At 74.2% G+C, this 13242-nt stretch carries 11 protein-coding genes; 4 read left to right on the forward strand and 7 right to left on the reverse strand.

The window, feature by feature from the left end:
• Positions 1-319: 319 nt before the first annotated feature.
• Positions 320-1111 carry an SGNH/GDSL hydrolase family protein gene (locus ABZ312_RS28140; protein WP_499511030.1) on the forward strand — a complete coding sequence of 264 codons (792 nt, stop codon included), beginning with the start codon at positions 320-322 and terminating at the stop codon, positions 1109-1111.
• 91 nt (positions 1112-1202) lie between these two features.
• Here the strand turns inward: ABZ312_RS28140 and ABZ312_RS28145 are convergent, their stop codons facing one another.
• The 4 genes from ABZ312_RS28145 to ABZ312_RS28160 all read right to left on the reverse strand — a co-directional run bounded on the left by ABZ312_RS28145 (position 1203) and on the right by ABZ312_RS28160 (position 7600).
• The gene (locus ABZ312_RS28145; RefSeq protein WP_500328472.1) at positions 1203-2849 is read right to left on the reverse strand and encodes a serine/threonine-protein kinase; all 1647 of its coding nucleotides are present in this window, start codon (positions 2847-2849) and stop codon (positions 1203-1205) included.
• Between the two features lie 82 nt (positions 2850-2931).
• On the reverse strand, positions 2932-4563 hold the full coding sequence (locus ABZ312_RS28150) for a nickel transporter (protein ID WP_500328470.1): 1632 nt from the start codon (positions 4561-4563) through the stop codon (positions 2932-2934).
• Entirely contained in the window at positions 4560-5915 is a 1356-nt protein-coding gene (locus ABZ312_RS28155) for a tetratricopeptide repeat protein (protein WP_500439030.1), read from the reverse strand. The genes ABZ312_RS28150 and ABZ312_RS28155 overlap by 4 nt, the downstream gene beginning before the upstream one ends.
• Positions 5916-6031: 116 nt before the next feature.
• Positions 6032-7600, reverse strand: coding sequence for a DUF4331 domain-containing protein (locus ABZ312_RS28160; RefSeq protein WP_500328467.1), 1569 nt, complete (start codon positions 7598-7600; stop codon positions 6032-6034).
• Between the two features lie 175 nt (positions 7601-7775).
• Here ABZ312_RS28160 and ABZ312_RS28165 point away from each other — a divergent pair, with 175 nt between their 5' ends.
• Together ABZ312_RS28165 and ABZ312_RS28170 are read left to right on the forward strand one after the other, a co-directional pair.
• Positions 7776-8582 (forward strand): anti-sigma factor, encoded by an 807-nt coding sequence (locus ABZ312_RS28165; protein WP_500328465.1) that lies wholly within the window; start codon positions 7776-7778, stop codon positions 8580-8582.
• A 116-nt stretch (positions 8583-8698) separates the two neighbouring features.
• A complete protein-coding gene (locus tag ABZ312_RS28170; protein WP_499511025.1) occupies positions 8699-8962 on the forward strand; it encodes a hypothetical protein in 264 nt (87 codons plus the stop codon).
• Between the two features lie 126 nt (positions 8963-9088).
• On the opposite strand, the gene ABZ312_RS28175 is transcribed toward ABZ312_RS28170, so the two are convergent.
• From ABZ312_RS28175 to hmgA, 3 genes are read right to left on the reverse strand one after another with little or no spacing between them, the layout of a single operon-like run.
• A complete protein-coding gene (locus ABZ312_RS28175; RefSeq protein WP_500328463.1) occupies positions 9089-10330 on the reverse strand; it encodes a type ISP restriction/modification enzyme in 1242 nt (413 codons plus the stop codon).
• A 14-nt stretch (positions 10331-10344) separates the two neighbouring features.
• The gene (locus tag ABZ312_RS28180) at positions 10345-11106 is read right to left on the reverse strand and encodes a GntR family transcriptional regulator (protein WP_500328461.1); all 762 of its coding nucleotides are present in this window, start codon (positions 11104-11106) and stop codon (positions 10345-10347) included.
• The gene (hmgA, locus tag ABZ312_RS28185; protein WP_500439031.1) at positions 11103-12431 is read right to left on the reverse strand and encodes a homogentisate 1,2-dioxygenase; all 1329 of its coding nucleotides are present in this window, start codon (positions 12429-12431) and stop codon (positions 11103-11105) included. The genes ABZ312_RS28180 and hmgA overlap by 4 nt, the downstream gene beginning before the upstream one ends.
• A gap of 66 nt (positions 12432-12497) precedes the next feature.
• Here hmgA and ABZ312_RS28190 point away from each other — a divergent pair, with 66 nt between their 5' ends.
• The gene (locus ABZ312_RS28190) at positions 12498-13193 is read left to right on the forward strand and encodes a TetR/AcrR family transcriptional regulator (protein ID WP_500328457.1); all 696 of its coding nucleotides are present in this window, start codon (positions 12498-12500) and stop codon (positions 13191-13193) included.
• Positions 13194-13242: the final 49 nt, after the last annotated feature.

Here is a 13242-nt window from a genome sequence, read left to right on the forward strand (position 1 = left end):
GCAGTGGCGGAATCACCGGGAATTCCCGAACGCCCGGTGGAACCGGCCCGATCCGGGCACAGCGGGCGGTTCACGGGGCACCGGGCGTCCGGCCGGGGATGGCGCGTCCGGGCGGTGCCGCCGTCGGCGCCCCTAAAGGGCCTCCCAACTACGGGAGTAGAGCCCGCCGGCCGAGACGGCGTCACATCCGGTGCACGCAGCGGCGATCACGGACAGCTCGCAGGAATGTCCATGTCAAGAAATCTTGGCATGGACACTTCCCGAACGTGTTACTGCGCGGTACGAAAGATGCGGCAGAGATCCTGCTAAGGGAGGTTCCATGAGACTGTCCCGTTTCGTGTCAGCCGCATCCACACTTCTCCTTACCGCCGCACTCGCCCTGGTTGGTGCCGGTTCCGCCCGAGCCGCCGGCCCCGTCTACGTGGCCCTGGGCGACTCGTACTCCGCCGGAGTCGGGTCCGGCAGCTACGACGGCTCGAGCGGCAGCTGCTACCGCAGCAGCAAGGCGTTCCCCCGGCTGTGGGCGAACGCGCATAGCCCGTCCGGGTTCTCTTTCACCGCGTGTTCCGGAGCGACCACGACCGACGTGCTCAACAACCAGCTCGGTCCGCTCAACGCCTCGACGACCCTGGTCAGCATCAGCATCGGCGGCAACGACGCCGGCTTCGCCGACGTGATGACCACCTGCGTCCTCAGCTCCGACAGCACCTGCCTCAGCCGTATCAACCAGGCCAGGGACTTCGCCAACAACCAGCTGCCCGCACGGCTCGACTCCGTCTACAACGCCATCAGCTCCAGGTCCCCTTCGGCCCGGGTCGTCGTCCTCGGCTACCCGCGCTTCTACAAGCTGGGCACCACCTGCATCGGCCTCAGCGAGACCAAGCGCAGGGCCATAAACGACGCGGCCGACCTCCTCGACACCGTCACCGCGAAGCGCGCCGCCGACCACGGCTTCGCCTTCGCCGACGTCCGCGGCACCTTCACCGGGCACGAGCTCTGCTCGGGCTCGGCCTGGCTGCACAGCCTCACCCTCCCCGTCTACGAGTCCTACCACCCCACCGCCTCCGGCCAGTCCGGCGGCTACTTGCCGGTGTTCACCTCCGCCGCGTGACCCGCGGCACCGCAGCGCGGAGCACCCGGACGACGTGAGACGAGGGGTGCCGGGCCACCGCCCGGCACCCCTCGCCCATGCCGGCGCTGCCTCAGGGGGTCGTCGCCGTCCCCTCCGAACCGCTCGGCGACGGGCTCGGCGCCCGGCACGTGACCGTGAACGGGACGTGCGCGGACTCCGTCCCCACCGGACTGCGCACCTCGACCGCCACCCAGCCCTCGATCGTGCCATCCGGCTCGTAGGACGGCTCGGTGTGCTCGACCGTCCGGCTCCTCGGGCCGCCCGAGGGGAAGTCGAGGGTCTGCCAGCCATGGTCGGAACCGGCGCCGCTCGTCCTCCAGCGGTAGGTGACCGTCACCGGGGTGCGGTCGACCGTGACGACCGCCGAGAAGGACGGCGCCTGCTCCGCGGGCGGCGGACAGCCCCCGGTGTAGGTGTCGCGCACGGCCGACACCGTGACGTGGACGTTCACATGGGCCGGGGTGCTGGGCGGCGCCGAGGTGTGCGGAGACGCGGAGTCGCCGCCGCCGGCCGTCGCCTCGTAGCCGCTGGCGTCCGTGTCGTCGTCGTCCTGCGAGCCGGTGGCGGACGGGGTCCCGTCGCCGCCCGGGGTGTTCCCGGCGGTCGTGCCGTGGCCGGAACCGCCGGGTGAGCCGTCGTCGAGCAGGGCGTAGGCCACGCCCCCGATGCCCAGGGCGAGGGCGAGCACGCCCGCGGCCATCGCCACCGCCGCGCGACGAGGCCGGGCCGGGGGGCCACCTGACGGGGGGCCGAATCCGGTGCCGACGGGTGTCGTCGGCCCGAGCGGTGTCGAGGAGACGGGAGTCGAGGAGACCGGCGTGGACCGGACCGGTGTGCCGTCCGGCCCCGGCGGCATCGGCACGGCGGCCTGGGTGGTGGCGTAGGCCGTTCCGGCGCCCGGCGGGGTGCGCCCGGCGGCGAGGGCGTCCAGCCGCCGCTGCACCTCGTCGCCCGGGATCCGGGCCGCCGGGTCCTTGTGCAGCAGTCCGGTGATCACCGGGGCCAGCGGCCCCGCCCTGCGCGGCTCGGGCAGTTCCTCGTCCACCACCGCGCGCATCGTGCTCAGTGCGGTGTCGCGGCGGAACGGCGAACCGCCCTCCACCGCCACGTACAGCAGCACCCCGAGCGACCACAGGTCCGACTCCGGGCCGGGACGGCGGCCGAGCGCCCGCTCGGGGGCCAGGAACTCCGGTGAGCCCACCAGTTCGCCGGTGCGGGTGATCGCCGAGGAGCCCTCGATCATGGCGATGCCGAAGTCGGTGAGCACGACCCGCCCGTCGTTGCCGATGAGCACGTTGCCCGGCTTCACGTCGCGGTGCAGCACCCCGGCCGCATGGCCGGCGCGCAGCGCCGCCAGCACCTTGCCGCCGATCCCCGCGGCGCGCCGGGGGTCCATGGGGCCCTCCGCGTCGAGGACGTCGGCGAGCGTCACGCCCCGGACGAGCTCCATGACGATCCACGGGCTGCCCTCGGCCATGGCCACGTCGTACACCTTGATGACGTTGGGGTGCTCGACCCGCGCGGCCGCGATGCCCTCCTGCTGCAGCCGCGCGTACAGGCGCTCGACCTCCCCGTCCTCCAGGCCCGGCGGGGCCTTGACCTCCTTGACGGCCACCTCGCGGCCCAGCAGTTCGTCCCGGGCCAGCCACACCACACCCATGCCGCCCCGGCCCAGCTCGCTGATCAGCCGGTAGCGCCCCGCCACGAGCCGTGTCATCGGCGTGTCCCCCCTTCGTGCCGCCCGCAGCCCAGCATGACCGAACTTCCTCCCGAACGGACCCTTTCGACGGAAAGCTCCCTCAAGCCGGCAGTGCCAGCACCGCCCTGAGCAGCAGACCGCAGCCCAGCACCAGCACCACGGACGCCGTGGCCAGCGGCGCGAGGCGCCGTGCCGCCGTGAACAGCCGGCCGCGGGACCGCAGCGCCGACGCCTTCCCGGCCAGCCGCCCGAGGCGCACGACGGCGAAACCGGCGGCCGTGAGCGTGATCGCCAGACCCGCGCCGTACGCGAGCACCAGCAGGAAGCCGAACCAGGCCTGGCCGAGTGCCGCGGCACCCACCAGGACGACCACCGCGGAAGGACTGGGGACGAGACCGCCGGCGAAGCCGAGCAGGATCGTGCCCCGGAGCGTGGGCCGCGGCTCGTGCGGGTGTGTGTGCGGGTGGACGTGCACGTGGCGCTCGGGGGCGGGGCGTTCGGCGGTGAGGACGGCCGCGGGCGCGGTCTGCGCCGCCGTCCCGGGTGCGGGTGCGGGGCGGCGCGGGTGGACGTGGTGTTCGCCGTGGTGGCGATGGCCGTGCCCGTGGTGGCCGCCCCCATGGTCGTGGCCGTGGTCATGCCCTTGCCCGTGCCCATGTCCGTGGTCGTGGCCGTGGGACTGACCCCGCAGCCGCCAGGCGCGGCGGAGCAGCGCCGCACCGGCGCAGGCGACCAGCACCCCGCTGGCGACGCCCAGCCAGCCGATGACCGAGGGCGCCGCGGCCGAACCGGTCGTCACCAGCAGGCCCAGCGCGAACACCCCCATGGTGTGGGTGACCGTCACCGACGCGCCCAGCGCGACCATGTCCCGGCGCGACCGCCGGCCGCCCGCGGCGGCCGCCGCGGCCATCAGCGTCTTGCCGTGCCCGGGCGCGAGCGCGTGCATCGCGCCCAGGGCCAGCGCCGTGAGCAGGGCCAGGGCGGCGAACCCCGGGGTGAGCGCGTGCCGTGACACCAGGTCGGTGAGGGCCTGGGTCCAGCGGTCCGCGCCGCGCGGCAGCACACCGGCGGCGGGGGCGTCGTCCTCCGCCGCCAGCGCGGGGCCGCCCGGGGTCACCCGGAAACCGGCCGCGCGCTCGTCGGCGGGCGAGGAGAGCAGGTCCTTCGGGTACGCGGTGAGCCGCCGCGACACCGACGTCCCCGGCACGTCGGCGTCGTGGAGCGTCATCCGGTCGCCGCGCGCGGTGATCTCCCGCCAGCCCGGCCCGGCACCGATGTCCGCCGGACGGTACGTCAGGGGCGCGGACCTGCCGTCCGGCAGGCGCGCCGTCATCCGGCACTCGACGCGCAGTGTCGTCAGCCCCGCCTGCCCCGGCCGTACGGTCGCCGTGGCCCGGCGCACGGTGACCGGTTCGCGGCGACCGCCCACGGACGCCCGTGCGCCCTCCGCGGCCGCGTCGCACCGCGCCCCCGCCCAGTCCGCCAACTCGGCGCGGCCCAGCGCCCGGTCGCCGTCCCGGTCGATCGCGGGGACGGCCTGGGCCGCGGGGATCTCGGCGAGGTCCTCGACGTGGTCGATCCGCAGCACACCGGGGGCGGCGACCAGGCCGTCGTAGCGGTTGACGGTGAAGTTGCCCAGCGGATGCGCCTGCGCCTGTCCTGCGGGAAGCAGCGCGAGGGCCGCTCCCGCCGCTGCCGCGGCCGCCGCGGCGGCCGTCCTGCGCCGGATCATGACGGGTCTCCTTCGATGCGTGCCAGCGCGCGGCGGGCGGCGGGGGCGGCGGTGGGGGAGAAGCCGGGGTTGAGGCGGAGCGCCGCGGCCAGCGACGTCCTGGCGGTCGCGCGCCTGCCGAGGGCCGCCTCGATGACGCCGCGGTGGTAGAGGAAGGCCGCGTTGCGGTAGCCCGGCGCGGAGGAGCGTCCGGCGTACGTCAGGGCCTCGCGGTCGCGGCCGTTGACGTGCAGGGCCCAGGCGAGCGCGTCGGCGGTGTGGACGGTCTGCCGGCGCGACCATTCGGCCCGGGCCGCGCGCAGCGCCTCGGCGGCGTCCCCGTGGTCGGCGGCGACCAGTGCCGCGTCGAGGTCGGTGGCGACGCCGTTCGCCCGGGCGAGGGCGATCCAGGTGCCGACCACCGCGTACTGCTGCTCCGCCCGCTCGTCCTGGCCCGTGGCCTCGTACAGTTCGCCCAGTTCGGCGAGTTGCGCGGGCAGCGGGTAGCGGTCGACGACCCGCCCCAGGTCGCGCAGGGCCTTCTCCCGGTCGCCGCGTGCCGCGTACGTACGGCCGCGGCCCTCGACCGCCGGCAGGTAGCCGGGGTCGGCGCGCAGCGCGGTGGCGAAGTGCCGCAGTGCGGCCGGGTACTGGCCCTGGCTCCAGGCGAGCTGGCCCAGCGCCGTGGCGACGTAGGCCGTGTCGCCCGGGGTCGCGGCGGAGTCCAGGGCGCGGGTCAGGATGCGGCGGGCACCGGCCGGGTCGCCGCGCAGTTCGTGGACGTAGGCGAGGCGGGTGAAGACCGGGATGCCGGGACGCACCGCGTCCGCGTGCTCGGCGGCGCGCAGCGCCTCGTCGTAGCGGCCGAGTTCGACCAGGGCGTCGACCCGGACGGCCAGGGCGCGCTCCCCGTACGGGTTCACCTTCAGCGCCCGGTCCGCCTCGGTGAGGGCGGTGCGGAAGTCGTGGCGGGCGGCGGCGAGCGCGGCCCGTCCGGCGAGTGCGGCGTCGTTGTCGCGGGGGGAGATCCGCAGCGAGCGGGTGAAGGCGGCCTGCGCCTGCGGGTAGCGGGTCGGGTCGCCGCTGGTCCTGGCCTGCTCGACGTAGGCGGCGCCGAGGGCGGCCCACCCCGGGGCGTCGTCGGGCTGGGCCCGCAGATGCGTCTGCAGGGCCGCGATGCCGCCCGCGAGGTCGCCCTCGGCGAGGCGGTCCAGCGGGGCGTCGGCGGCGGGTGCCGCGGTCCGCGCGGCGTCCCGCGGGGCGGGGGACCCGCCGAGGACCAGCGCGCCCGCGGTGAGCGCCAGCGCGAGGCCGAGCACCAGCGCCGCGTACAGGACGGCGGCGCGCAGTCGGCCCGGGGCCGGTACGTCCATGGCTGCTGCCTTTCGGGATGATGGGGTGGAGCCCGGCCGGGGCGCTCGCGGTGCGTCCCGGCCGGGTGCCGTGCGGTGTGTCTGCGCCGGGCCGTCGGGTCCGGCGCGGCGGTGCGTCAGGCCCGGCCGTGCGCCCGGCGGCCGGCGGGGCTGCGGCGCATCCGCCACCACAGCAGCGCGGCGCCGATCAGCAGCACGCCCGCGCCGCCGGAGGCCGCGGAGGCGATGAGCACGGTGTTGTCGTCACCGCCGCCCGTGAGCAGGCCGCCCCCGTTGAGCTGGGTGACCCCGTTGGTCTGCGCCGAGTTGGTGGCCGGCTTGGCCAGCGGGCCGTCCGAGCCGGAGGCCGGCAGGGCCACGTACGGGAAGCTGGCGCCGAAGGCCTGGTCGTTGGCGTTGACGGCGTCGCCCAGGTCGTTCTTCGACCCGACCAGTTCGCCCTCCACCACCTGGAGCGCGATGTCCACGACGTCGTCACCGAGCCGGCGGCCGTTGGGGAAGCCGGCGTTGTCGCCGTCCAGGACGCCGAGCCGCTTGGGATTGGCGGTGGGCAGGACGGCCGTGTTGAGGCGCAGCATCTCCGACGGGCGGACGTGCGGCGGCTGGTTGAGCTTGGGCACACCCGTCAGGAACACCTGGACGAGGTCGTTGCGCGGCGTGGCCGGCGCCTTGATCTTGTAGATGCCCTCGATGAGCCCGGGCAGTTCGGGGTGGGTCACGTTCTTGAGGAACTGGGCGTCGTTCCAGGGCGAGGACGCGTTGAACCGGTCCTTGTCCTTGAGCGGGTTGACCACCTCGTTGACCAGCGGCATGCCGAGGCGCGAGACCTGTGCCCAGTCGCCGTTCGCCGTGCGCCGCTGCGTGGTGGACCAGATGCCGACGACCGGCTGCTTGGCCGACTGGCGGATCGCGGCCGTCGGGACCTGCAGGGCGATGGTGTTGACGTTGTAGCCCTTGAGGGTGTCGTCGCCGACCTCGGAGAGGTTGCCCCCGTAGAGCAGGTCGAAGACCCGCAGGTCGAGGAAGAACGGGTCGTCGGACTGGCCGGCGAAGGCCGTGGTGCCGCGGCCCAGGTCCTTGACGGCCTGCTGGCGCAGCACGTTGTAGTCCGGCATCGAGGCCTTGCCGACGTTCGACGGCGCGACGGGCACGTCGTTCGCGACCTTGTAGCGGCCGGTTACCTGCTGGTCGTGCAGCCGGAACAGGTCGATGTCGTAGGTCTGGAAGAAGTTCAGGTCCGGGTCGTCGAGGCTGGTGACCGGGCCGGTGTTGTAGAGGAACGTCTTCTTGTTGCGGAGGTGGTCCCGGAACGTCCACCGGTAGAGGTAGTCGCCCTGGGCGTCCCCGTCGCTGTCGATGTGGATGTCGTACTGGGCGTCGTCGGCGAACTTGTAGAAGTTCGGGCCGCCGGCCGGGTCCTCGAACGGTATCCAGTTCGCCACCAGCGTGGTGGTGTCCGGGCGGTCGGGGCTGACGAACGCGTAGACGTCCGTGGTGTCGTACTGCGGCTGCCCCGAGATCAGCGGTGCCTCCCGGTGGCTGGACGCCTGTGCCGTCCCCGGCTCCAGTCCGGTGACGCCCGCCGCGGCGAGTCCCCCCGCGGCCAGTGCGCCGGCGGCCAGCAGGGCGATCGTGCGCGATCGCCCGAACCGGGCCGTGAGCCTGTTCCTGCTGTGTGCGGTCATCGCGTCGGTCCTTCGCGAGTCTGGCCCCTCCCCCTTGGAAGAGGTCCTGCGTGGGTTGTTCGGGGCCGGTCGGACGGCGGATTGGCGGACCGGGGCGAATTTGTGTCACAGGGTTGTAACGTGATATAGGCCCGGCCGGACGGTGCGTGCACCGCGGAGGGAAGCGGGGCGACCCATGAGAGGTTCCGTGCACGAACTGGCCGCGGCGTACGCGCTGGACACCCTCGCGCCGCGGGAACTGCGCCGATTCGAGCGGCATCTGATGCGCTGCGACGCGTGCGCCGAGCGGGTGCGGGATCTGGCCGGGGACACCGTGCGGCTCGGCAACCCGGGTTCCGCCGCGCCGCCGCCCCCGATGGTCCCGCTGTTGGTGGACGGGGTGCCGGTGGACGGGGTGCGGGGGGATCAGGAAGCGCCGCAAGCCCTTGAACCCCTGGAACCCCTGGAACCCCTACGACCGGGCCGGTGGTGGGAGGCGTGGCGCCGGCCGTCCCCGGCGCGTCTGGCCGCGACGGGCGCCGGGGCGGCCCTCCTGGTCTGCGCGGTGCTGGGCGCCCTGCTGCTGCGGACCGCCACCCAACTGGACCGGGAACGGGGGAACGCGCGTGCGGTGAACGAGGTTCTGACGGCCGCCGACGCCCGCCCGGCCTTCGCGAGCGACGACCATGGACGGGGGGTGACCGCCGTGGTGTCACGGGACCTGCGCCGCGCCGTGGTGACGGTGCACGGGCTGCCGCGCCTGGAGGGACGGACCGTCTACCAGCTGTGGCTGGTGAGCGAGCGCCCTACGTCCTTCCGCTCCCTCGGCGTGCTGGGCGCCGATCCGGCGGCGGACGGCACGCCCGCGCCGATCGTGACCGACGGGCTGAACGAGCGGTCGTACGCGTTCACCGTGACGGTTGAGCCGACTGGCGGATCCGTGGTGCCGACCTCGGATCCCATGGTGCAACTTCCCCTGCTCGCGCTGGGGATCGGTTCGTGACCGTCAACCCCCTTGACGGGCAGGTGAATCCGGGAGCGCGGATGCATAGGTGACGCCGCAGGACGATAGGGTTACCCTGCCCGGTGCCGGGTGCCCTCGAACGGGTGGGGAGTGTCATGGATCAGATAGCAATGCGGAGCAGGCCGCGAGTGCCTGCCGTCACGTGCGGGAGCAGCGCGTCCAGCGCGCGTCTCGACCGCCATCTCTCGGTGCTGGCCGGCCCCGCCGTGCCGCAACGGGAGGCGGAGGAGGCCACGCTGTTGATGCGCGAGCTGACCTCGCGCGACCACGTGCGCGCGAACGCCAACCGCGGGGCGCGTGTGTCGCTGTTCGCGCCGCTGCGGCGGCTGCGCCGTTCGCTCTTCGGCAGCCGCGGCTGACCGGAGGCGTTCTCGGCGTTCCTTTCAGCGGACAGGCTCGGGCGCAGTACACCGTCCCGGCACCGCGCTGCGTCATGCGGCGCGTCGGTGTACTCCGTCCGAGCCTGTTGTCGTGTCGACTTGTGGTCACAGCAGGGCGAACTGCCCGTCCGGTCCCTCTTCGTGGTGATCCAGCACGGAGGCCGGGCGGCGCGCGGAATCGGGCACCGGCAGGACGCGGGCCGCGCGCAGCTCGGCGGCACTGATCCGCGGGCCGTCCGCGACCCGGGCGGCGAGCGCGCGACGGGACGGCCGCAGCTCCGCCAGCATCGCCAGCACGCTGATCAGCTCCAGCAGTTCGGTCGTCCTGGCCCGCGGCCAGGCGGCGGGCCGGACCGCGTCGAGTCCCTCCGCCGCCCCGGTGGGGAGCCGCCGCTCGAACCAGGTCTCCAGCACCCGCGTCCCCCCGGCGTGGAACTCCCAGGCCGCCTGCGGCACCGGTGCCACCCGCCCGCTCCCCAGGACCAGCGCCTGCTCCTCCGGGTCGTACGACGGGGCCTCCCGCGGCACGTCGGGCAGCGCCGCCCGGACGTAGGGGCGCCGGCCGCCGGGCAGCCGGGGATGCCCCGCGGGGCGGTCCTCCGCCGGATCGGCGAAGCGGGTGCCCCGGGTGTGCAGCCACAGCAGACGGCGGCCCAGTGCGACGCCCTCCGCCCACAGCGCCGGATCGGCGGTGAGCGGGACCTCGACGGGCGAGCCGGTGGCGAGCGCGGCGACCCAGGCGAGCACGTCCTGTGCGCCGACCGGGGTGTCCAGCCGACGGGCGAGCCGGTCCAGCAGACCCGGCGCGAGGTTCGGGTCCCGTCCGCCGGGGCGGCGGAACAACGGCCGGATCCGGCCGGGCCGGCCGGCGGGGGAGTGGCCGTCGGGGAGCAGCGCGGAGAAGGCCAGCGGCGGCCCCGGGACCTGCGGCAGGCGCGCGAGTTCCACCGCGTACAACTGCCGGTCCTCGTCGGCGACCCGCCACAACTCGGGGCGGGCGGCGTCGATCAGGCGCTGGTCGGGGATGAGCCACTGCAGGTCGTACGGGCCGTGGAGCACCCGCACCGGCTCCGCGCAGGCGCCCTCCTCGCGCTCCAGCCGGGTGGTGGACGCCGGGTGGCCCGGCAACTGGGCGACGGCGGTGCGCGGGGTGCGCGCCCGGGTCGGATGGAACAGCCGCTCGCGCTCGGCGCCCCCGGCCTTCACCAGCCGGTCCCAGCGCGAGGTGAGGGTCGCCGCCTCGGGGGCCATGACCCAGCTCCGCCCCAGGCGCAGGGGCGGGACGGACCACGGCATCAGGTCGGCCAGCGTCGGCGCTTCATCGCTCACATCGCTCACCGTGGGCATGCTACTGACGCCCCTCAGGGTGCCTCCACGGTCACGGTGAAGGAGAAGCGGTCGCCCCGGTAGCGGATGCGCACCACGTCGACCGCGCGGCCCGTGTCGTCGTAGGTCACCCCCGTGTAGTGCAGGATCGGGCTGAGCAGGGGCACCTGCAGCAGCCGGGCGGTGTCCGGGTCGGCCAGCCGCGCCTCGACGGTGTCGGTGATGCGGCTGATCCGAACCCCGAGGGCGTCCCGGAGCACCTTCGTCATCGGCCAGCGCGCCAGGTCCGCGAGGTCGATCCGGGCGGCCAGTTCCGGCAGGACGAAGTTCTCCGCCCAGTTGGTGGGCTCACCCGACTCGTCGCAGCGCAGCCGGCGGTAGGCGACGGCCTCCGGCAGCCCGGGGAAGTACTCGGCGTACTCCTGCGGCACGGGCGCCGGGCCGTGGCCGAGCACGCTGGTGCGGTCCCCGGACTGCTGGGCGACGATCGCGTCGACCGAGCCCAGCAGCCGCACCGGTGCCCCGCGCCGTGCGGCCGGTTCGATGAACGTGCCGCGCCGCCGGTGGCGGCTGATCAGCCCCTCCTCCTCCAGCTCCTTCAGCGCCTGCCGCATCGTGAGCACGCTGACGCCGTAGTGCCCTGCCAGCGCGTCCTCGGTCGGCAGCCGCAGCGGGGCGTCCGGACGACGGCCGAGTATCGAGGCGCGCAGGGACTGCGAGACCTGGTACCACAAGGGGAGTTTGCGGTTCAGGACCAGCGAGTCGGGGGCGAAGGTGCTGCTCGGGCTCGTCGTCATGGCCTGAAGTGTCGCTCAAGCCCCCGCCACACGCCGTCGTAGTCCCGCTGCAGGTGCTCCGCCCCCAGCGCTTCCGGGGTCGCCACCACCGGCCAGCGCGTCTCGAACATGAAGGCCAGCCCGTCGTCCACCTTCTGCGGGACCAGCTCGGCGGCGCTCGCCTTGTCGAAGGTGGACCGGTCCGGGCCGTGCGCCGACATCATGTTGTGCAGCGACGCCCCGCCGGGGACGAAGCCCTCCGCCTTGGCGTCGTACGCGCCCTCGACGAGCCCCATGAACTCGCTCATCACGTTCCGGTGGAAGTACGGCGGGCGGAAGGTGTCCTCGCCGACCAGCCAGCGCGGCGCGAAGACCACGAAGTCGGCGTTGGCCAGGCCCGGGGTGTCGGAGGGCGAGGTCAGCACGGTGTAGATCGACGGATCGGGGTGGTCGTAGCTGACCGAGCCGAGCACGTTGAAGCGCCGCAGGTCGTAGACGTAGGGCACCAGGTTGCCGTGCCAGCCGACGACGTCGAGCGGGGAGTGGCCGTACTCGGCGGCCCACAGGTTGCCGCCGAACTTGTTCACCACCTCCACCGGTTCCTCGCGGTCCTCGTACGCCGCGACCGGCGCCATGAAGTCCCGCGCGTTGGCCAGGCCGTTGGCGCCGATCGGGCCGAGGTCGGGCAGCCGGAAGGACTGGCCGTAGTTCTCGCAGACGTAGCCGCGCGCCTCCCCGTCCGGCAGCTCGACGCGGAAGCGCACCCCGCGCGGCACCAGCGCCACGTGGCCCGGCCCGGCGGCCAGGACGCCCAGTTCGGTACGGATCAGCAGCCGGCCGCGCTCCGGCACGATCAGCAGCTCGCCGTCGGAGGAGGAGAACACCCGGTCGGCCATGGAGCGGTTGGCCGCGTACCAGTGGATGCCGATGCCCTCGCGGCGCAGCACGTCACCGTTGCCGCCGACGGTGACCAGGCCGTCCACGAAGTCGGCCGGCTCCTGCGGCAGCGGCAGCGGGCTCCAGCGCAGCCGGTTGGGATCGGGCTCGGCCTGCGTGAAGGGCGCGCTGCGCAGCCGCCCGTTGGTGATGCGGCGGAACGGCGGATGGGCCGCCGAGGGGCGGATGCGGTACAGCCACGAGCGGCGGTTGTGATGCCGCGGCTCGGTGAAGGCGGTGCCGCTCAGCTGCTCCGCGTAGAGGCCGAGCGGGGCGCGCTGCGGTGAGTTGCGGCCGACCGGAACCGCTCCGGGGACCGCCTCGCTCATGTGCTCGTTGCCGAAGCCGGGGAGGTAGGCGAGGTCCCTGCCGGCCTGGATCTCTGTGCTGGCGATCTCTGTGCTGGTCACGATTCCTATGGTTGTCCATAGGAATCAACCCCGCAAGGGATCGGCCTGTCCCTGTGGAAAACCGGCATGATGGACCTCGTGCACAGCAGCGGCAACGGTCTCCGGCGCGTACCCGTCCAGCAGCGCAGCGCCGAACGCTTCGCCCGGATCCTCGACGCGGCCGCGGCGATCCTCGACGAGGGCGGCTACGAGGAGCTGAGCACGCGGGACGTGGCCGCCCGCGCGGGCGTGCCGATCGGCTCGGTCTACCGCTTCTTCTCCAACAAGCGCGCCATGGCGGACGCCCTCGCCCGCCGCAACCTCGACAAGTACCTCGCCGGGGTCACCGACCGCCTCGACGCCCTCGACGCCCTCGGCCCGGCCCCCGGCCACGCGGCCCCGGGTGGCACGGCCCCCGGCGGCCCCGGGGACTGGCGCCGCCTGATCGACGTCGTCGTCGACCAGTACGTCGCCATGCGGCGCACCGTGCCCGGCTTCGCCCTCGTCAGCTTCGCCGGCCCGGCTCCCGGCCCCGCCGTGAACGACCTGGCCAACCACCTGGTCGCCGACCGGCTGCGGGCCCTGCTCATCGCCCCGCTCGGCGCCGCCGGCGTGGCCGTGACCGACGACCGGCGACTGCGGACCGCCTTCGTGGTGGGCGTGGAGGCCGCCGACGCCCTGCTCAAGATGGCCTTCCGCGCCGAGCCGCAGGGCGACGCCTCGCTCATCGCCGAGACGAAGGTGCTGCTCCGCGCGTACCTCGCAGGCGTTCTGGAGCCGTAGCGCCGCGAGTGCTATCCCGACATGCATACCGGTCGGTATGGTGACCGCA

The organism is Streptomyces sp. NPDC006207, from assembly GCF_040613835.1.
Lineage (GTDB): Bacteria > Actinomycetota > Actinomycetes > Streptomycetales > Streptomycetaceae > Actinacidiphila.

What these genes read in the sequence shown, in the direction of transcription:
- ABZ312_RS28140 (WP_499511030.1), top strand. Translation starts at nt 320, where the DNA reads ATGAGACTGTCCCGTTTCGTGTCAGCCGCATCCACACTTCTCCTTACC.
- ABZ312_RS28145 (WP_500328472.1), bottom strand. Translation starts at nt 2,849, where the DNA reads ATGACACGGCTCGTGGCGGGGCGCTACCGGCTGATCAGCGAGCTGGGC.
- ABZ312_RS28150 (WP_500328470.1), bottom strand. Translation starts at nt 4,563, where the DNA reads ATGATCCGGCGCAGGACGGCCGCCGCGGCGGCCGCGGCAGCGGCGGGA.
- ABZ312_RS28155 (WP_500439030.1), bottom strand. Translation starts at nt 5,915, where the DNA reads ATGGACGTACCGGCCCCGGGCCGACTGCGCGCCGCCGTCCTGTACGCG.
- ABZ312_RS28160 (WP_500328467.1), bottom strand. Translation starts at nt 7,600, where the DNA reads ATGACCGCACACAGCAGGAACAGGCTCACGGCCCGGTTCGGGCGATCG.
- ABZ312_RS28165 (WP_500328465.1), top strand. Translation starts at nt 7,776, where the DNA reads ATGAGAGGTTCCGTGCACGAACTGGCCGCGGCGTACGCGCTGGACACC.
- ABZ312_RS28170 (WP_499511025.1), top strand. Translation starts at nt 8,699, where the DNA reads ATGGATCAGATAGCAATGCGGAGCAGGCCGCGAGTGCCTGCCGTCACG.
- ABZ312_RS28175 (WP_500328463.1), bottom strand. Translation starts at nt 10,330, where the DNA reads ATGCCCACGGTGAGCGATGTGAGCGATGAAGCGCCGACGCTGGCCGAC.
- ABZ312_RS28180 (WP_500328461.1), bottom strand. Translation starts at nt 11,106, where the DNA reads ATGACGACGAGCCCGAGCAGCACCTTCGCCCCCGACTCGCTGGTCCTG.
- ABZ312_RS28190 (WP_500328457.1), top strand. Translation starts at nt 12,498, where the DNA reads ATGATGGACCTCGTGCACAGCAGCGGCAACGGTCTCCGGCGCGTACCC.